General features: G+C 70.3%; 17 protein-coding genes. 6 read left to right on the top strand and 11 right to left on the bottom strand.

The annotated features are described in order from the left end of the window. Window positions 1-39: 39 nt before the first annotated feature. Window positions 40-546, bottom strand: a complete 507-nt coding sequence (locus K8F61_RS17450; RefSeq protein WP_231820104.1) for a VanZ family protein — start codon at window positions 544-546, stop codon at window positions 40-42. A 117-nt stretch (window positions 547-663) separates the two neighbouring features. Between K8F61_RS17450 and K8F61_RS17445 the strand changes: the two genes are divergently transcribed. Both K8F61_RS17445 and K8F61_RS17440 read left to right on the top strand, forming a co-directional pair. After that, window positions 664-1,209, top strand: a complete 546-nt coding sequence (locus K8F61_RS17445) for a PadR family transcriptional regulator (protein ID WP_231820103.1) — start codon at window positions 664-666, stop codon at window positions 1,207-1,209. After that, window positions 1,206-1,937 (top strand): alpha/beta fold hydrolase, encoded by a 732-nt coding sequence (locus K8F61_RS17440; protein ID WP_231820102.1) that lies wholly within the window; start codon window positions 1,206-1,208, stop codon window positions 1,935-1,937. Before K8F61_RS17445 ends, K8F61_RS17440 begins: the two co-directional genes overlap by 4 nt. 79 nt (window positions 1,938-2,016) lie before the next feature. Here K8F61_RS17440 and tuf read toward each other — a convergent pair whose 3' ends face one another. From tuf to K8F61_RS17415, 5 genes are all read right to left on the bottom strand, one after another. Beyond that, window positions 2,017-3,210: an elongation factor Tu gene (gene tuf, locus K8F61_RS17435; RefSeq protein ID WP_067247212.1), complete on the bottom strand. Its 1,194-nt coding sequence runs from the start codon at window positions 3,208-3,210 to the stop codon at window positions 2,017-2,019. 150 nt (window positions 3,211-3,360) lie between these two features. Beyond that, window positions 3,361-5,475 (bottom strand): elongation factor G, encoded by a 2,115-nt coding sequence (gene fusA, locus K8F61_RS17430; RefSeq protein WP_067247209.1) that lies wholly within the window; start codon window positions 5,473-5,475, stop codon window positions 3,361-3,363. A 124-nt stretch (window positions 5,476-5,599) separates the two neighbouring features. Beyond that, on the bottom strand, window positions 5,600-6,070 hold the full coding sequence (gene rpsG / locus K8F61_RS17425; RefSeq protein ID WP_067247205.1) for a 30S ribosomal protein S7: 471 nt from the start codon (window positions 6,068-6,070) through the stop codon (window positions 5,600-5,602). Window positions 6,071-6,075: 5 nt separating this feature from the next. Continuing rightward, the gene (gene rpsL, locus K8F61_RS17420) at window positions 6,076-6,444 is read right to left on the bottom strand and encodes a 30S ribosomal protein S12 (protein WP_013584051.1); all 369 of its coding nucleotides are present in this window, start codon (window positions 6,442-6,444) and stop codon (window positions 6,076-6,078) included. A gap of 488 nt (window positions 6,445-6,932) precedes the next feature. Beyond that, window positions 6,933-8,999 carry a S1 family peptidase gene (locus tag K8F61_RS17415; protein ID WP_231820101.1) on the bottom strand — a complete coding sequence of 689 codons (2,067 nt, stop codon included), beginning with the start codon at window positions 8,997-8,999 and terminating at the stop codon, window positions 6,933-6,935. Between the two features lie 146 nt (window positions 9,000-9,145). Between K8F61_RS17415 and K8F61_RS17410 the strand changes: the two genes are divergently transcribed. After that, complete coding sequence (locus K8F61_RS17410) at window positions 9,146-9,565, top strand: META domain-containing protein (protein ID WP_231820100.1); 420 nt, start codon at window positions 9,146-9,148, stop codon at window positions 9,563-9,565. Between the two features lie 33 nt (window positions 9,566-9,598). On the opposite strand, the gene K8F61_RS17405 is transcribed toward K8F61_RS17410, so the two are convergent. From K8F61_RS17405 to K8F61_RS17390, 4 genes are all read right to left on the bottom strand, one after another. Next, window positions 9,599-10,246 carry a spermidine/putrescine ABC transporter substrate-binding protein gene (locus K8F61_RS17405; protein ID WP_231820099.1) on the bottom strand — a complete coding sequence of 216 codons (648 nt, stop codon included), beginning with the start codon at window positions 10,244-10,246 and terminating at the stop codon, window positions 9,599-9,601. Between the two features lie 59 nt (window positions 10,247-10,305). Continuing rightward, window positions 10,306-10,713, bottom strand: coding sequence for a hypothetical protein (locus K8F61_RS17400; protein ID WP_231820098.1), 408 nt, complete (start codon window positions 10,711-10,713; stop codon window positions 10,306-10,308). A 103-nt stretch (window positions 10,714-10,816) separates the two neighbouring features. Continuing rightward, complete coding sequence (locus K8F61_RS17395) at window positions 10,817-12,112, bottom strand: ABC transporter (RefSeq protein ID WP_231820097.1); 1,296 nt, start codon at window positions 12,110-12,112, stop codon at window positions 10,817-10,819. A 260-nt stretch (window positions 12,113-12,372) separates the two neighbouring features. Then, complete coding sequence (locus K8F61_RS17390) at window positions 12,373-12,525, bottom strand: hypothetical protein (RefSeq protein ID WP_231820096.1); 153 nt, start codon at window positions 12,523-12,525, stop codon at window positions 12,373-12,375. Between the two features lie 265 nt (window positions 12,526-12,790). Between K8F61_RS17390 and K8F61_RS17385 the strand changes: the two genes are divergently transcribed. From K8F61_RS17385 to K8F61_RS17375, 3 genes are all read left to right on the top strand, one after another. Beyond that, window positions 12,791-14,239: a histidine kinase gene (locus K8F61_RS17385; protein ID WP_231820095.1), complete on the top strand. Its 1,449-nt coding sequence runs from the start codon at window positions 12,791-12,793 to the stop codon at window positions 14,237-14,239. Next, a complete protein-coding gene (locus K8F61_RS17380) occupies window positions 14,236-14,916 on the top strand; it encodes a response regulator (RefSeq protein ID WP_231820094.1) in 681 nt (226 codons plus the stop codon). Before K8F61_RS17385 ends, K8F61_RS17380 begins: the two co-directional genes overlap by 4 nt. Before the next feature lie 380 nt (window positions 14,917-15,296). Further along, window positions 15,297-16,733, top strand: coding sequence for an acyltransferase family protein (locus K8F61_RS17375; protein WP_231820093.1), 1,437 nt, complete (start codon window positions 15,297-15,299; stop codon window positions 16,731-16,733). Between the two features lie 18 nt (window positions 16,734-16,751). Here K8F61_RS17375 and K8F61_RS17370 read toward each other — a convergent pair whose 3' ends face one another. Further along, the gene (locus tag K8F61_RS17370; protein WP_231820092.1) at window positions 16,752-17,687 is read right to left on the bottom strand and encodes a sugar ABC transporter permease; all 936 of its coding nucleotides are present in this window, start codon (window positions 17,685-17,687) and stop codon (window positions 16,752-16,754) included. Window position 17,688: the final 1 nt, after the last annotated feature.

Below are 17,688 nucleotides of genomic sequence, written 5' to 3'. Positions count from 1 at the left end.
CTGTCGCACGCCGATTGGTTGCTCACCAGCTGGCGGATCTCAAGAGAGTGAGCCCACCCGGCGTTCCCACAACTCACGCTCGATCATCGTCCGGTCACGCGCATGGATCATGGCACGGAGGATCATGGCGGACAGGAGCCCGATGTACCCACCCGTCGTGTTGGCGAGGACGTCGAGGATCGTGGAGACGCGATTCTCCAGCGCCAGGCCTTGAGTCACCTCGATCCCGCCGGAGAACGCCGGAAGCAGGATGACGGCGAGCCACCACCCCTTCCGGGGCAGTGCCAGCCCGAGGAGGAAGCCCAGGGGGACGAACATCCCGACGTTCGCCGTGAACTCGAGTTTGTCGTAGCCGAACCACTCCGGCACACCGATGTTGTGCAGCATCCGCAGCACGCGCGTGGCGATCCCGTCGAACTCCAGTTGCTCCGGGGCCGGCCACATCGTCACGACCAGCACGAACGCCGTGTACACGGCGAGCAGCACGCTCGACACCCACAGCCGCGCGAAGCTCCGCGGCGGCGGACCGACGTACGCCTCAGTCATGATCTCCCCCCTCGCCCCGCTGGTCGCCTCGATGCTACCGAGGCCTGCCCGTGAGGAACCTGCGCCCGATCGATCAACCTAGTTGACTTATCGACTAGCAACCTGTTCACTGTCGACATGACGCTGTCGCGCATCATCCTCGGGTTCCTGTCGATCCAGCCGATGTCCGGATACGACCTCATGCGCGCCTTCGCGACGTCCGCCGCGTACTTCTGGCACGCGGACAAGGCGCAGATCTATCGGACGCTGACTCGGCTCGTGGACGACGGCCTCGCGCGTACGGAGGTGATCGCGGGCACACACGCGCCGGACCGCGTGCTGCACCACCTCACCGACGAGGGCAGGCTCCGCCTCCGGGACTGGCTCGCCCAGCCAGGGACCCCGCACTCCACGCGCGACGCGTTCGTCGCGCGGATCTTCTTCGCCGGGGAGCTCGGTGACGCCGAGCTGCAGGGCCTCATCGCCGCGAGAGTCGCGGAGACGACGGCGGCCCGGGACGCGCTCGAACGGATCCGCGCGCAGACGCCCGCGGCCGATCCCACCACGGACCGCGCGGCCTGGCTGCGGGCGATGACCCTGGATCAGGGCATCCGAGAACACCAGGAGCATCTCGCCTGGCTCGAGCGCCTGCGAAACGGAATCGAAGGGACGGAACTCTCATGAGCCGCTCCATGCTCTTCCTGCATGGCGGCGCCGTCGGGGGCTGGAGCTGGGCGGACCAGCTGCGCGCCTTCTCCGACCGCGATCCGATCGCGCCGGACCTGCCCGGCTACCTGTCCCGGCGTGACGAGCCCTGGGGCAGTCTCGACGATGTGTCGGATCGCCTCGCGGAAGACATCGCGCGGCGAGGCCCCGAAGCGGTGGACGTGGTCGGCCTCTCCCTGGGCGGCGTCGTCGCACTGCACCTCGCTGCCCGGCACCCCGCCCGGGTCGCCGGCGTCTTCGTGACCGGCGCATCCGTGCTCCCCTACCCGTGGACCATGCGGGTGGCGAATGCGCTGCCGCTCGCGCTGTGGAACCGCCGATTCCTCTGGGCGGGCATGATCCGCTCGTTCGGCCTTCCGGACGAGGACGCCGCACGGATCGCCGACGCCAGTCCGCCGATCGCCCGTGACAAGGTCCGGGAACAGCTGCGCGAGATCTCCCCGGGCCATGCCACCGACATCGGCCGGATCGCGGCTCCGCTCATGGCGGTCGCGGGGGAACGCGAGTCCCGCTACTTCCACGACAGCGTGCGCGCGGTCCGCGCGGCCCGCCCTGACGCACTCGTCGGGCTCGCTCCCGGAATGCACCATGCCTGGAACGGCGAGGATCCTGCGTTGTTCAACAGGATCCTCCGAACGTGGCTCGACGACCGCGCTACGCACCCGGATCTGCTGCCGCTTCCCTGAGCACCGTCCGGCCGGCCGCAGACACGACGAAGGGGCCGGATCCGAGGATCCGGCCCCTTCGGGCGGTAAGTCAGAGGACTTACTTGATGACCTTGGTCACCGTGCCGGCGCCGACGGTGCGGCCACCCTCACGGATCGCGAAGCCGAGGCCCTCCTCCATGGCGATCGGCTGGATGAGCTCGACCGACATGTCCGTGGTGTCGCCGGGCATGACCATCTCGGTGCCCTCGGGCAGCGAGATGACGCCGGTGACGTCCGTGGTGCGGAAGTAGAACTGCGGGCGGTAGTTCGTGTAGAAGGGGTTGTGGCGGCCGCCCTCGTCCTTGTTCAGGATGTAGGCGGTGCCCTCGAACTCCGTGTGCGGGGTGATCGAACCCGGCTTCACGACGACCTGGCCGCGCTCCACGTCCTCACGCTTGGTGCCGCGGAGGAGAAGACCGCAGTTCTCGCCGGCCCAGGCCTCGTCGAGCTGCTTGTGGAACATCTCGATACCGGTGACGGTCGTCTTCTGCGTCGGGCGCAGACCCACGATCTCGACCTCGGAGTTGATGGCCAGGGTGCCACGCTCGGCGCGGCCGGTGACGACGGTGCCACGACCGGTGATCGTGAAGACGTCCTCGATCGGCATCAGGAACGGCTTGTCACGGTCACGCACCGGGTCCGGGATGTTCTCGTCCACGGCGTCCATGAGCTCGACGATGGAGTTGACCCACTTCTCGTCGCCCTCGAGAGCCTTGAGGCCCGAGACGCGCACGACCGGCACGTTGTCGCCGTCGAAGTCGTTCTTCGACAGCTGCTCGCGGACCTCCATCTCGACGAGCTCGAGGATCTCCTCGTCGTCGACCATGTCGGACTTGTTCAGCGCGACGAGCAGGTAGGGAACGCCGACCTGCTTGGCGAGGAGGATGTGCTCCTTGGTCTGCGCCATCATGCCGTCGGTGGCGGCGACGACGAGGATCGCGCCGTCCATCTGAGCAGCACCGGTGATCATGTTCTTGATGTAGTCGGCGTGACCCGGGGCGTCCACGTGAGCGTAGTGACGCTTCGGGGTCTCGTACTCGACGTGCGAGATGTTGATCGTGATGCCGCGCTGACGCTCCTCCGGAGCGGAGTCGATCGACGAGAAGTCACGGACGACGTTGACGTCGGACGGGTACTTGTCGGCGAGCACCTTGGAGATCGCCGCGGTGAGCGTGGTCTTGCCGTGGTCGACGTGACCGATCGTTCCGATGTTGACGTGCGGCTTGGTCCGCTCGAACTTGGCCTTAGCCACTGGGTCCTCCTCAGGACGTTCGTGTAGAGCTGCCGGGCGCTGGATTGCGACCGGTTCCCTACGGATTGGTTTCTCAGTTTAGTGGAGAGTCGGTATGAAGTTGTGGGGTGTCCGGGAGCCGCACGATGCGCGACTCCCGGACGCAGGGCGTTACTCGCCCTTGGTCTTCTGGATGATCTCCTCGGCGACCGCCTTGGGGACCTCCGCGTAGCTGTCGAACTCCATCGAGTAGACCGCGCGGCCCGAGGTCTTCGAGCGCAGGTCACCGATGTAGCCGAACATCTCCGACAGCGGCACCGACGCACGCACGACCTTGACGCCCTGGGCGTCCTCCATCGACTGGATCTGGCCGCGACGCGAGTTCAGGTCGCCGATGACGTCGCCCATGTATTCCTCCGGCGTACGCACCTCGACCGCCATGAGCGGCTCGAGAAGCACCGGGTTGGCGCGACGGACGGCCTCCTTGAAGCCCATGGAGCCCGCGATCTTGAACGCCATCTCCGAGGAGTCGACGTCGTGCGAGGCGCCGTCGAGCAGGATCGCCTTGACGCCCACCATCGGGTAGCCCGCCAGCGCACCGGTCGCCATGGCGTCCTGGAAGCCCTGGTTGGTCGGCTCGATGTACTCGCGCGGGATGCGGCCACCGGTGACCTGGTTCTCGAACTCGTACGACTTGTCGGCCGTGACCTCGAGGGGCTCGATCGTGAACTGGATCTTCGCGAACTGACCCGATCCACCGGTCTGCTTCTTGTGCGTGTAGTCGTGCTTCTCGACGGCCTTCTTGATCGTCTCGCGGTACGCCACCTGGGGCTTGCCGACGTTCGCCTCGACCTTGAACTCACGCTTCATGCGGTCCACGAGGATGTCCAGGTGGAGCTCGCCCATGCCCTTGATGGTCGTCTGACCGGTCTCGGGGTTGAGCTCCGTGCGGAACGTCGGGTCCTCTTCGGCGAGCTTCTGGATCGCGGTACCCAGCTTCTCCTGGTCGGCCTTGGTCTTCGGCTCGATCGCGACCTCGATCACCGGCTCCGGGAAGGTCATCGACTCGAGGACCACCGGCGCGTTGATGTCGGCCAGGGTGTCACCGGTGGTGGTGTCCTTCAAACCGATCACGGCGTAGATGTTGCCCGCGGTGAGCTTGTCGACCGGGTTCTCCTTGTTGGCGTGCATCTGGAAGATCTTCCCGATGCGCTCCTTCTTGCCCTTGGTCGAGTTGATGACCTGGGCGCCCGACTCGAGCTCGCCCGAGTAGACGCGCACGTAGGTCAGACGACCGAAGAACGGGTGCACGGCGACCTTGAACGCCAGCGCCGCGAAGGGGTCCTTCGCGTCGGGGTGACGCTCGATGACCTTCTCCTCGTCCTTCGGGTCATGCGCCTCGATGGCGGGCACGTCCAGCGGGGACGGGAGAAAGTCGACGACCGCGTCCAGCATCGGCTGCACGCCGCGGTTCTTGAACGCCGAGCCGCAGAGCACCGGGTAGATCTCGTCGGCGACGACCAGCTTGCGGATGGCGCCCTTGATCTCGGCGACGGTCAGCTCCTCGCCGCCGAAGAACTTCTCCAGAAGCTCCTCGTCGGTCTCGGCGACCGTCTCCAGCAGCTGCTGGCGGTACTCCTCGGCCTTGTCCTTGAGGTCCGCGGGGATCTCCTGGACCTCGTACGAGGCGCCCATGGTCACGTCACCCTTGGCGTCGCCCGGCCAGACCAGCGCGCGCATCTCGATGAGGTCGACGACGCCGACGAAGTCGTTCTCGGCGCCGATCGGCAGCTGCAGCACGAGCGGCTTGGCGCCGAGGCGGCTGATGATCGTGTCGACGGTGTAGTAGAAGTCGGCCCCGAGCTTGTCCATCTTGTTGACGAAGCAGATGCGCGGCACGCCGTACTTGTCCGCCTGACGCCACACCGTCTCGGACTGGGGCTCGACGCCTTCCTTGCCGTCGAACACCGCGACGGCACCGTCGAGCACGCGGAGCGAACGCTCCACCTCGACCGTGAAGTCCACGTGTCCGGGGGTGTCGATGATGTTGATCTGGTTCTTGTTCCAGAAGCAGGTCACCGCGGCGGAGGTGATGGTGATGCCGCGCTCCTTCTCCTGCTCCATCCAGTCGGTGGTCGACGCACCGTCGTGCGTCTCGCCGAGCTTGTGGTTCACACCCGTGTAGAACAGGATGCGCTCGGTGGTGGTGGTCTTACCGGCGTCGATGTGAGCCATGATGCCGATGTTGCGGACCTTGCTCAGGTCGGTGAGCACGTCTTGTGCCACAGGAGTGTCCTTATCTCGAGGATTCGTTCAGTGACGTTTCGTCTCGCTGCGCTCGCTCAACGACCGGAACCTGTCGGTCGTTGAGCGAGCAGCGACGCAGCGAGACGAAACGCGATTCGCCGTCTTACCAGCGGTAGTGTGCGAAGGCGCGGTTCGACTCGGCCATCTTGTGGGTGTCCTCGCGGCGCTTCACCGCGGCACCGAGGCCGTTCGAGGCGTCCAGGATCTCGTTCTGGAGACGCTCGGTCATCGTCTTCTCACGACGGCTCTTCGCGTAGCTCACGAGCCAGCGCAGGGCCAGGGTGTTCGCACGGTGCGGCTTCACCTCGACGGGGACCTGGTAGGTGGAGCCACCGACGCGGCGGCTGCGGACCTCCAGGGTGGGGCGCACGTTGTCGAGCGCCTTCTTGAGCGTGGCGACCGCGTCCTGGCCGCTCTTGGCCTCGACGCCGGCGAGGGCGCCGTAGACGATCGACTCGGCGAGCGACTTCTTGCCGTCGACGAGGATCTTGTTCACGAGCGAGGTGACGATCGGAGCGCCGTAGACCGGGTCGTTGACGACGGGGCGCTTGGGGGCGGGACCCTTACGAGGCATCTAACTCAACCCTTCTTCGCGCCGTAGCGGGAACGAGCCTGCTTACGGTTCTTGACGGCCTGGGTGTCGAGCGCACCGCGGACGATCTTGTAGCGGACACCCGGGAGGTCCTTCACACGACCGCCGCGGACGAGCACGAGCGAGTGCTCCTGCAGGTTGTGGCCCTCGCCCGGGATGTAGGCGGTGACCTCGGTGCCGTTGCGGAGCTTCACACGGGCGACCTTGCGCATCGCCGAGTTCGGCTTCTTCGGGGTGGTGGTGTACACGCGGGTGCACACGCCGGCCTGCTGCGGGTTCGACTTCAGGGCGGGCGCCTTGGTCTTGGAGACCTTCGGCGAACGGCCCTTGCGAACCAACTGCTGAATGGTTGGCACGTTCTCTCCTTGTTGTGCTGCACGGTGACAGCGCGATGGGTTTCACATCATGACCCACCGGCACGCCGGAACCGACGCGCGTTCGTGGTGGGTATGCCGTGGGGGCGGAACCGGCGAGTGCCGGCGCCCTGAACGCACACGTCAAGACGCGCACATTCCCGATCAATGGTAATGCCGCGTAACGGTACCGGTCAAATGCGGGCGGGAGCGACACACCGCGGCCGGTGCACGAGTCGGGCGAAGCGCCACGGTCGTCGAGCGAGCGCAGCGAGAGGAAACGCGTCCACCGGGTCACTGCGTTTCGTCTCGGTGCTTCGCTCCTCGCTCAACGACCGACGCAAGTCGCGAGAGGAAACGCGTCCACCGGGTCACCGCGTTTCGTCTCGGTGCTTCGCTCCTCGCTCAACGACCGACGCAACACCGGCCGAGAAACGAGGGAAGGCGCGCCCCCGGACCGGGGACGCGCCTTCCGCGTGGATTGCCGGAGATTACTCCGCGGCGCTCCGGCGCATACGCGCGATCAGCAGGACCGCACCGGCGAGGAGCACGAGCGCCCCACCGAAGATGCCCGTGCCGAGCAGCGCGCCGCCGTCAGCACCCGTGGCGGGCAGGCCGCCGGGGTTGTTGCCGTTGCCGTTGCCCGGGTCGGTGGGCTGCGGCGTCGGGACCGAGGGCTCGACCAGCGTGAAGGTCGACACGTTCGCGCCGCTGGTGGCGCCGTCGATCGTCTGGGTCGCGTTGATCTCGTGAGCGCCGAGCGCCAGCGAGCTGTCGATCGCGATGGCCCACGAGCCGTCCTCGCCCACCGTGGCGGAGAGCGCGGCGATGCCGTCAGCGGTCACGGTCGCACCCGCGACGGCCTCGCCCAGCTCGACGCCGTCGAGCTTGACGTTGACCGTGGCGCCGGCGACACCGGTGCCGGTGATGGCGGTCGGCTGAGCCGTCAGCGTGGAGCCGTTGGCCGGGCTGGTGATCGCCGGGGCCGGAACCGCGACGGTGAACGTCGAAGTGGCCTTCGAGGTCTTGTCACCGGCGGTCTGGTTCGCGGTCGCCGTGATCTCGCCGAACGGAGCGCTGATCGCGATGGACCAGTTGCCCGCCTCGTCGACGGTGGTCTCGCCGGCGAGGCCGCTGCCGTCGGCCGTGGCGGTCTCGAGCGCGATCTTCGCGCCCGGCTCACCGGTGCCCTGGACGGCCACGTTCGGGCCCTCGACGGTCGAGCCGTTGGCCGGAGCAGTGATCTGCACCGGCGCGACGGCCTTCTCGTCGACGATCACGGTGTGGTTCACGATCTCCGAGCGGTTGTAACCCCCGTCCTTGACCCGCAGCTTGTACTCGTACGTGGCGGGGTCATTGGGAGCGGCGAACGACCAGTTTCCGGCGTCGTCGATCCCGACCTCGGTCCAGGAGCCACCGTCGCGCGAGACGAGCAGCGTCAGTCCTGCGGGGCCGGTGCCGGTGATGGCGGTACCCGGCTGGACGTGGCCGTTGTTCTCGGGGGAGGTGACGACCGGCTCGGCCAGGTCGAGCATGACCGAGTAGCCCGGGGACTGCGCGAGCGCGTTCACCAGGTCGGTCGAGAAGAGGACGCTGCCCTCCTCGTTACCACCGGAGACGACGCCGAGTGCGGTGGTGCCCGAGTAGACGGACCCACCCGAGTCACCGCCGAAGACGGTGCCGTTGGCGCCGTTGCTCAGGAAGCCGTAAACGTACTGGCCCGAGACGCTGGCCCAGACACCAACCGCCTCAACCGTGCTGGTGGTCACACCGGTGGTGCGGCCGCTCTTCTGGATCTCCTGGCCGACGGTCGGCGAGCCCACCGCGGTGACGGGGGTGCTCGACGCGGCGAGGTCGCCGCTGGCGTAGCTCGTCCAGTCGGTCACGGCCGGGATGGCCTTGAGCTGGTCGTTGGTGATCGAGATGCCGGAGATGTCCGTCGCCTCGGGCGAGTTGTTCGGCCCGCCGTAGATGGAGAAGTCGAACGTGCCGACCGGCGCGTCGTCGAGGAACGACGGCGTGTAGGCGGGCTGGTCCGGCGTGGTGGGCTTGCTCGGGGCGTCGTCATCCGCAGGGGTCGAGCGGGAGACCGTCTGACCCGGGGTGCCGCAGTGACCGGCGGAGAGCAGAGCCGGCGCACCGGACTGGTTCCACGCGGAGAAGCCGACGGAGCAGACGGCGCTCTCGTCCTCGTTGATGTAGCCCGCGCCGCCCACGATCTCGTTCTGGGCCATGGCGATGAGCGGGTCGCCCGCGGTGACGGAGACGTTCGCGGCGTACTCGGCCACGGTCGCCTTGGTCTCGGCGGAGAGCTCCTTGTCCTTGTCCTGCGTGACGACGATGTTGCCCTCGCCGTTCTTGCCGACGGACACGACCGCGGAGTCGGTCTTCAGCAGGTTGAGCGCGAACTCGTCGTACGCAGCGCCCTCGACGGGCGCCGACTTGACTGCGACGTCGTCGGACGCCGCTGCCGGCGCGACGAGCAGGCCACCGCCCGCGAGCGCGGCCGCTGCGCCGACGGCAGCGAGCGTGCCTGCCTTTCGGAATGAATTCTTCACATTGATCCTCAGTGGTTGTCGGACACTTTCAGAGCGAGGCAGGGTAGTCCCCCCCAGTCACTGGTCACCCGCAGGTAAGACACAGCGTCTTCACAGTAACCCATGAGGATAGTGAAGGGAAACACCTACCGACCAAAGGGGTTCCCATGCGCGCGACCACGCTCGCCACCATCGTCCTCGCCGCGGCAGGTGCGATCGCCCTGGCCGGATGCTCGGCCACGCCCGGTTCCGACACCCCCACAGAGGTGCCCGAGCCGAGCTCGACGCCGGAGGCGCAGCCCGTCTTCAGCGCATCGGCGGGCACCGCGGCGACGCCCGATCCGTTCCTCACTTTCAACGACGACGGGACCTTCAACGGCAGCGACGGGTGCAACGATCTCGCCGGCACCTACACCCGCGACGCGGACGTGCTGACGCTCGATCTCGGCCTCACGACGCTCAAGGGCTGCCCCGGGGTGGACACCTGGCTGCGCGGGGTGCACACGGTCAAGGTGGCCGATCCTCAGGTCGCCGTCTTCGACAAGAACGGCGCAGAGATCGGCGCGCTCACCGTCGACGCGTCCTGACTTCCCCGGCGCTGCGCCGGCGCCCGAGACCGGTCAGAGGGTGTCCGGGTCGAACGGCGAGTCCAGCGCCTGCGTGAGCTCGGCGAGCATCGCCTCGATCTGCGGCTCGACATACTCCGCGATCGCCTCCTGGACCCGCAGGCGGTGCCGGAGCAGCATCCCGCAGATCTCCCGGCCGACGACGTTGGCGTACTCGTCGGCGAGACCCACCTCGCGGCGCAGCGCCGCCTTCGCCTCCTCGCTCAACGGCGGCAGAGGGGGGAGCACGGCGGCATCCTGATCCGCGAGCCCCGCCAGAGTGAACAGGAACGGCGCACCGGGCACGGGATCCGGGTCGAGCGGCATCCCCTCGTACTCCGGATCCAGGTCCTCGGTGGGCCGGTAGCTGCGGGCCCGGTTGCGTGCCGCCTGCTGATCGAGCTCGGCCTGCAGCATCGGCAGATTCCGCGCGGTGTACTCCGCGACCGCGTGGTCCACGATCGTCTTGATCCGGGTGGAGAGTCCGTGCTGGACGCCGTGCGGCACGTTCGCGCCGATTCCTGCCGCGGAGAGCACCGGCGATCCCAGGCACCGACGACAGGGAGCGACGCGCCCGCGGTGCGTGGAGGGCTCCCAGCGCGGCACCCAGCGCAGCCAGGCCTCGACGGCCTGGTCCACCTGCGTCTCCAGTGAGCGCTCCACGATTCCAGCGTACGTCGCCCGGGCGTGTCCGTCCCGGATCCCGACCCCGACGCGGCGGGTCATTCCTCCCAGGGCCAGCGCGGACGCCCCGAGCGGGTGCGTCGCAGCGCGATCCCGCCCCATGCGGCGACGAGGGCCGCGACCGCGATCACCGCGCTCGCCCCGCCGAGCACGAGCTGGCCGACGGCGGCGGTCGCCGGTGCGATCCCCGCGCCTTCGACCAGTGCGGCGATCCAGACGCCCGCGAGGTGCGCGAGAGTCGTCCCGAGGGCGAGGAACACGCTCGAGACGAACGAGGGCCGCGATGGTCGGAGCACGATCCGCAGGACGACGGCGAACACCATGACGGCGAGCACCATGCCGACGATGCCCGGCAGCTGGCCGAGGCCGGCCACGACGATGAGGTCGGTCTCGGTGAACAGGCTCAGGAACCCGAGACCGGCGATCGCCAGGGCGAAGAACGACACGACCGCCAGCGCCCACGCCAGGACGGCCGAGACCCCCGCGGACGGCGTGTCGGGGCCGTCGTCGCGGGGGTCTGCCGGGTTGGTGTCCGTGGCGTCCTCCGGCTCAGTCCGGGAGTTGCGGCCCGGCTTCGAGGATCCGCTCGTACTCGCGCTGCGCCTCGGCGTTGAGCTCGGTCTTGCGGGCCCCGCTGCGGGCGACCCAGGCGCCGAACCAGATGGTGAGCTCACGACCGAACACGAAGGCGGCGATCGCCAGCGGCGCGAGCAGCTGACTGTTCGCCAGCTCGGCGTTCTCGGCGGCGGTGAGCGTCCAGAACGGCGCGGCGAAGAGCTGCCCGAGGATGTGGCCGCCGTACGCCGCGGCGCCCACCAGGATGCCGAAGACGACCCAGTACCCCCAGCGCCCGCGGTTGATCACGGCGCCGAGCAGCCAGAAGCCGAGGAAGAACACGGCCACGGGGATCCACAGCTCGAAGGAGCGCAGGTTCTCCAGCAGCTCGTCGACGATGTTCTCGCCGCGCACGTCTCCGGTCAGCAGGCCCATCCCGAGCGCCGCGCCCAGGTAGAGGATCGCGAAGCAGATCGTCGCGATGAGGCCGATGCCGCCCGCCGCGGCGCGGTTGCCGCGGTCCCGCGGCGGCTCCGGGGCCTGGACGAAGATCGGCAGAGGGCCCTGCGCGGGCGGGGCGAACTCGGTCGGGGCGACCGTCGTCGCTGCGGTCGGCTCGGAGGCGACGATCCCGGCGCCGCCGGCTCCCGACGCCTCGGTGCTGGCATAGGCGGCGGTGGCCGCGAGCGCCGTCGTCTCCGTGTCGTGGGCGTCGTCGGCGGGCAGCGCCGTGGTGGCCGCGGTCGGCTCGGCGGCGGGCTCGTGGCGCGGGGGCGGAGGCGTGAACGTGCCGCCGAAGGTCCCCGGGTAGGCGGCCTCGGCCTCGGCGAAGGCCGCGAGATCCGGATCCTCCGTGCGCTCCGGCCGGGCCCGCTCCGGGGCCACGACGCCGGTGGAGGCGTCGCCCGCGTCGGCGGAGTCTGCCGCGTCGGCCGTGGTCGTGCCTGCGTCGGCCCCATCCGTCGCGGGTGCGGTCGTGCCGGCCGCACCCGCCGCGGGCGTGGCGGGGCCGGTCGTGTCGGCACCGTCCGCGACGGCGTCGTGACCCGCCTGCGCCGGGGAGACCTGATCCGGGGCGGAGGCCCCGGCGGCCGTCGGCGCGTCCGGTGCCTGGGATGCGTCGTCCCGAGCCGGCTCCGCGGAATCGCCCGATCCGGATCCCGCCGCGGCGGCCGTCTCGTCCGTGCCGGTGCGCGCCGCCTCGGCGTCCGCGAGTCCGGCGTGGGCGCTGCCCACGACGTCGTCGACGTCGGGGGTCGGCTCCGGCTTCGAAACCTCGTGGTCACTCATGGGGAGCTCCTCGCGTCGGATGGCCTGCGTTCCGAGGGTATCGCCGCGTTCCGCGGCCGGGCAGGAGGCGGACCGACGTGTCGGCGGATGCCCGGGCGTGTCCGGTCCCGGTGCCTGGGTGCGGATGCCCCTCGGGGAAGCGGGCGTGCGGCAGGCCCCGCGTCGGCCGAGCGGGCGAGCGGGCGAGCCGAGCAGCCGCGTCGGCCGAGCGGGCGAGCGGGCGGGCGGCCGAGCTGGCGAGCGGGCGAGCGGGGGGGGGATCAGCCGAGCAGGGCGCGGACGGTGTCCGTGACGTAGGCGCCGATCACGGGCATGAGCGGAGCGGCGAGCACGACCAGCCCCGCCACCACGCCGACGCAGAGGACGCCGAACGTCCACGCCGCCGCGGTGCTGCGTCCCCCGATGCGAGCCATGCCGCGAGCATACGTCCGCCCGCGGCGAGCGCTCGTCCGCCCCGCCGCGCCCGTACCGCCCGCCGCGCTCGTTCCCCTGCGCCCCGGTCGAGTGGTCAGTTTCTGTGGGTTGGCGCCCGCTCAACCCACAGAAACTGACCACTCGATCGCCGCGCGGCCGGAGGACGGGGAGCGAGGGGCGGGAGGGCGGGAATGCTACGCCCGTATCGGCGGGATGCGACGCCGGAGGGACGCACCAAGCCGCGTCGGGCAATAGCGTCGGAGCATGCCCGAGTCACGCCCCGCGCCCGCCGACCCGCAGCGCCCCGACCGTTCCGCCCCCGCCGAGGGCGCCGCCCGTGCCGCGCACGGCGGCGGCCCCGGGTCGCCGACGGGCACGGGACCGTCGCCGCAGGCCGCACCGGTCTACGCGGAGGACCGCCTCCGCGCCGAGTGGCGCACGATCCGCGCGTCGGCGACCCGCCGCCCGCCCGCGACCCCCGGCCTGGGATGGATCACCCTGGCCGCCGCAGTGATCCTCTTCGCCGTCGGCACGCCGGTGAACGCCGCGGTCTCGGGTGTGCCCGTGGTCGCCGCGATGGTCGGAACACTGCTGCAGTGCGGAGGGCTCGCCCTGGCCGTCGCCCTCCCCCGCCTCGGGATCGCGGCCCACGCCCTCGGCATGCTCGTGATCGCCCTCACCGCCGACGTGGCCACCGGGGCCCCGTGGCCGCTCCCTGTGCCGGGCATGATCACCTTCTCGGCCCTGCTGCTCGTCCTCGGCCTGCGCGAGGCCTGGATCGTGCCGGTGACGGCGTTCCTGCTCGGATTCGCCGCGCTGCTCGTCGGCATCGCCCTGCGGCTGGGCGCCGAGGCGAACTGGGCCGTGAACATCGCGATCAGCGCCGAAGCCCTGGTGGTGATGGTGCTCGCGATCGGCATCGCCCAGTGGCGGATGGTCCGCGGCGATCTCGTCCGGGCCCGGGAGGAGGCCGAGGTCGAGTCCGGCCGGGTGCGGTGGGCGACCGAGCGGCGCCGGATCGCCCGGGAGATGCACGACGTCGTCGCACACTCGATGTCCATCGTCCACATGCAGGCGTCGTCCGCCGTGTACCGGCATCCGGATCTGCCCGTTCCCGTCGCCGCCGAGTTCGATGCCATCGCCACCGGGGCGCGTACCGCCCTCACCGAGATGCGCCAGCTCCTCGGGGTCCTCCGCGACGAGGGCGAGCAGCTCACGGCACCGCAGCCGACGCTGGGCGACCTCGACGAGCTCGTCGAACGGACCCGCGCCGCCGGGGTCCGCGTGACGCCGCAGATCACGCTCCCGGTGCCGCTTCCCGACGCCGCCGTCCAGCTCGCCGTCTTCCGCGCCGCGCAGGAGGGACTGAGCAACGCCGTCCGGCACGCCCCCGGATCCCACGTGCGCGTGATCCTGGAGGAGGACCGCGCCCCGGGTGGCCGACGGACCCTCCTGCTCGAGGTGATCGACGACGGCAGCGGCGCACGGCCGGCGGAGCGGTCGCGTCCCGGTTTCGGGATCGCCGGGATGAACGAGCGCGTCGGCCTCGTGGGCGGTAGCGTCGTGGCGGGGCCGCGCGGCCGCGGATGGGCCGTGGTCGTGCAGGTGCCGCTGGAGGACCAGCCCGCCGCCCCCGCGGAGCCTCACCCGCCCCGCGCCACGGATCCCGCTGCCGTCCCCGGGTCCGACGATCCGACCGAGGAGAGCGCATGACGCACCCGATCCGCGTGCTGGTCGTCGACGACCAGGAGATGTTCCGCGTCGGGCTCGCCGCGATCCTCGACGCCCAGCCGGACATCACCGTCGCCGGACAGGCCGCGGACGGCGCCGAGGCGCGCCAGCGGGTGCGGAGCCTGCAGCCGGACGTCGTGCTCATGGACGTGCGGATGCCCGTCCTCAACGGGATCGACGCCACCCGCGAGATCCTCTCGGATCCGGCGATCGTTCCGTATCCGCGGATCGTCATGCTGACCACGTTCGACATCGACGACTACGTCTTCGACGCGCTGCGCGCCGGAGCGAGCGGATTCCTGCTGAAGGACGCGACCCCGGCGCAGCTCGTCGAGGCCGTCCGCACTGTGTACGGGGGCGAGGCCCTCCTCGCGCCGCGGGTGACGACCATGCTCGTGCAGGAGCTGACCCGCACCGCGGCCCGCCCGCGCCCGCAGGCGGCCGTCTTCGCCGAGCTCACCGACCGGGAGCGCGAGGTGTTCCTCCTGATCGCCGAGGGACTGTCCAACACCGAGATCGCCGGACGCCTGTTCATCGCCGAGCAGACCGCGAAGACGCACGTCAGCCGCGTCCTCGGCAAGCTCGCCCTCCGCGACCGCGTGCACGCCGTCGTGCTGGCGTACGAGACCGGCCTGATCACGCCCGGTGAGCGCGGGTAGGGCCGAGCGAGGACGCACGCGTTTCGGCTCGCTCCGCTCGCTCAACGACCGGAAGAGGACACACGCGTTTCGACTCGTTCCGCTCGCTCAACGACCGGAAGAGGACACACGCGTTTCGACTCGCTGCGCTCGCTCAACGACCGAGAGAAGGCACACGCGTTTCGACTCGCTCCGCTCGCTCAACGACCCGGCACCGCACCGGTCGTTGAGCGAGGAGCGCAGCGACGAGACGAAACGCAGCGCGCAGACGACAGGCGGCGCAGGAACAGTACCGCGGTAGGGGGTCGCGGATACCTCAGAGGGACGAGAGGACGGGCACCTGATCCGTACGGTCTGACCAGTGCCCGCCGACCGGAGGGCCGTACCGAACGGAGGACCCGGTGTCCGCTCTGCTCCCCGCCTCGGCCGCACCCCGCGACGCGCAGGCCTCCGCGCCCCGCGTCCCCCGTCACGAACGCTCCCCCCGGCCCGCCGTCCCGCGGACGGCGCTGAGCGGACGCGATCCGGTGATCGACCTGGTCCGCGTCGTGTGCGTCTGCGTCGTGGTGGCGCTGCACCTCCTCGTGGCGAGCATCGAGTCCTCGCCGACGGGCGGCGTCGTCATCGGCACGCCCATCCAGGACGAGGCGTGGTTCGGACCGCTCACCTGGGTCATCCAGGTGATGCCGCTGTTCTTCGTCGTCGGCGGCTTCGCCTCCATGCGGCTCTGGCAGCGGATGCAGGCCCGCGGCGCCACCGCCGCCGACTTCGCCGGCGAGCGGATCGGCCGCCTGCTCGTGCCCGGACTGCTGATGTTCGCCGGCGTCGGGGGCTTCCTCGGCGCCGCCGCGCTCGCCGGCACGCCCGCGGAGCTCGTCGCGGACGGGTCGTACTGGATCGGGCGCCCGCTGTGGTTCCTCGGGGTCTACCTCGTCGTCAGCGCGCTCGTTCCCCTCATGGCGGCGGCGCACCGGCGCTCGCCCCGGCTCACCCTGGGAATCCTCGTCCTGACCGTCATCGCCGTGGACCTCGCCCGCGGCCCGCTCGGCGACGGCGTGACCCTGTGGAACTACGTGTTCGTGTGGCTCACGCTGCAGCAGTTCGGGTTCTTCCTCGCCGACGGCACCATCCACCGGATCCGCCCCCGCACGGCGGTCGTCGCCCTCGTCGGCGCGGTGGCGACGCTGATCGCGCTCACCGGGTTCCTCGGGTACGCCCCCGATCTGCTGCTCGCCGGGAACAACCCGGCCACCGTGGCCCTCGTCGCGCTCGGCGTCGGGCAGGTCGCCGTCCTCCGTCTCGTCTACGGCCGGCTCGTCCGGGTCGCCGAGCGTCCGCGCGTCGCCGCGGTCGTGGCGCGGCTGAACGCCTGCAGCACGGCGATCTACCTCTGGCACATGACGGCGCTTGCTGTCGTGGTGGCCGTGATGATCGTGTTCGCCGTGCCGCTGCCGACGACTTTCTCCCCCGCCTGGTGGGTGACGCGCCCGGTCGTCCTGGCGGTGATCGCCCTGGTCCTGGTGCCGTTCGTCGTCCTCGCCCGCGCGGCGGAGCGCCGGATCCGCCTCGAGCGCCGCACCGTCCCGGCCGCGCGGATCGCCCTCGCGGTGGTCCTCGGCGTCGGTGCCGTCGTCGTGATCCTGCAGCTCGGGTTCGCTCCCGTCTGGGCCCCGCTGCTGGCGCTGGCCCTCGGCACGGCCGCGCTGGCCGGCGCCGGCTACCGCCTGTCCCCTCCCGCCCCGCGGACGGACTCGGCGCCGCGCCGGAGCGCGCGCCCGAGCGCCGCGCTCGCCGGGATGGCGACGGGCCTGCGCTTCCGGCTCGCGGCGCGGCTCTGAGCCCCGCGCCGCGAGCGGCTACTTGACGCTGCCGGCGGTGAGCCCGCCGACGATGTACCGCTGCAGCGCGAGGAACAGGACCATCGGCAGGATCGAGGCGAGGACGGCGCCGGCGGAGAAGACGCTCCAGTTCTTCGAGGTCTCCTCGGACACGAAGTGGTATAGGCCGACCGCGAGGGTCTGCTTGTCCGGGTCGACGAGGATGACCGAGGCCAGGACGAAGTCGTTCATGGTCCCGATGAACGCCAGCAGGCCCACGACCGCGAGGATCGGCGCCACCAGCCGCAGGATGATCGTGAAGAAGATCCGTGCGTGGCCGGCGCCGTCGATCTTCGCCGCCTCGTCGATCTCCGCGGGCACCGTGTTGAAGAACCCGTACATCAGGTACGTGTTCACCCCCAGCGCGCCGCCGAGGTAGACCATGATCAGACCGATCTGCGTGTTCAGACCGATCGCCGGGAAGATGTCCGAGATCGTCGACATCAGCAGGAAGATGGCCACGAAGGCCAGCAACTGCGGGAACATCTGCACGAGCAGCAGAGTGAGCAGCCCCGCCCGGCGCCCGCGGAAGCGCATCCGGGAGAACGAGTACGCCGCCAGGGCTCCCAGGATCACCGTGCCGACGGCCGTCGTCAGCCCGATCACCATCGAGTTCAGGAACCAGGCGCCGTAGGGACGCTGCGGATCCTGGAAGAGCCGCACGTACGCGCCCGGGTCGAAGCTGGTGAACAGGCCGTTCGCGGTGAGCAGCGTCCCGCCGGGGTTGAGCGACGCGGACAGGACGTACAGCAGCGGGAACGCCGAGAACACGAGCATCACGATGCCGACGAGGTGCCGCCATCCGGTCTGCCGGAACCAGGTGCCGAACGGGCGGCGCGGCGCGCGGTGCGGCGCCACGGCCGGGCCGGCGCCGGTCGCGGCGGACGAGCTGATCGGGGTGGTCGCGGTGGTCATC

It is taken from the genome of Microbacterium resistens, assembly GCF_021172025.1.
GTDB lineage: Bacteria > Actinomycetota > Actinomycetes > Actinomycetales > Microbacteriaceae > Microbacterium > Microbacterium resistens.
The sequence above is the reverse complement of the archived record's forward strand: the minus strand, read 5'-3'. Positions and strand labels throughout refer to the sequence as shown.

Bases quoted from the DNA above. Each gene is read 5' to 3' on its own strand.
- K8F61_RS17450 (WP_231820104.1), bottom strand. From the start codon at position 546: ATGACTGAGGCGTACGTCGGTCCGCCGCCGCGGAGCTTCGCGCGGCTG.
- K8F61_RS17445 (WP_231820103.1), top strand. From the start codon at position 664: ATGACGCTGTCGCGCATCATCCTCGGGTTCCTGTCGATCCAGCCGATG.
- K8F61_RS17440 (WP_231820102.1), top strand. From the start codon at position 1,206: ATGAGCCGCTCCATGCTCTTCCTGCATGGCGGCGCCGTCGGGGGCTGG.
- rpsG (WP_067247205.1), bottom strand. From the start codon at position 6,070: ATGCCTCGTAAGGGTCCCGCCCCCAAGCGCCCCGTCGTCAACGACCCG.
- K8F61_RS17410 (WP_231820100.1), top strand. From the start codon at position 9,146: ATGCGCGCGACCACGCTCGCCACCATCGTCCTCGCCGCGGCAGGTGCG.
- K8F61_RS17395 (WP_231820097.1), bottom strand. From the start codon at position 12,112: ATGAGTGACCACGAGGTTTCGAAGCCGGAGCCGACCCCCGACGTCGAC.
- K8F61_RS17390 (WP_231820096.1), bottom strand. From the start codon at position 12,525: ATGGCTCGCATCGGGGGACGCAGCACCGCGGCGGCGTGGACGTTCGGC.
- K8F61_RS17385 (WP_231820095.1), top strand. From the start codon at position 12,791: ATGCCCGAGTCACGCCCCGCGCCCGCCGACCCGCAGCGCCCCGACCGT.
- K8F61_RS17380 (WP_231820094.1), top strand. From the start codon at position 14,236: ATGACGCACCCGATCCGCGTGCTGGTCGTCGACGACCAGGAGATGTTC.
- K8F61_RS17370 (WP_231820092.1), bottom strand. From the start codon at position 17,687: ATGACCACCGCGACCACCCCGATCAGCTCGTCCGCCGCGACCGGCGCC.